The sequence below is a fragment of the Domibacillus sp. 8LH genome (genome assembly GCF_038806185.1).
Taxonomy (GTDB): domain Bacteria; phylum Bacillota; class Bacilli; order Bacillales; family Domibacillaceae; genus Domibacillus; species Domibacillus indicus_A.
Genome location: NZ_JAVJNG010000200.1, coordinates 1 through 260, shown reverse-complemented (window position 1 = coordinate 260; position 260 = coordinate 1). Strand labels below are relative to the sequence as shown.

The window sequence follows — 260 nt, the reverse complement described above, 5'->3', positions numbered from 1 at the left end:
CTCACCATCCGCCCATGGAAAGCGAAGTATATTTCTGAAGCGGTTATTCAAACGCCATTCTTTCTGATATCTTTTACGTAAATACTTTTGTCCCGTCCTCAATCTTTTACCTCTTATTGTTCGAAAAGTTTTATAAGTGCCTGTGTACCACTGTCATTTTCCCCTTTTTCTGCTAGCTCTTTGTAAAGCTTAAGTGAAAGAGCCAACCCTGGGGTCTCCATGCCAAGCTCCTTAGCAGATTCTAATGCAAGGGTCATATC

General features: G+C 41.5%; 1 pseudogene. It reads right to left on the bottom strand.

The window, feature by feature from the left end:
* Positions 1-113 precede the first annotated feature (113 nt).
* Positions 114-260, bottom strand: a pseudogene (locus RG959_RS24425) (NAD(P)-dependent oxidoreductase); the annotation flags it as partial.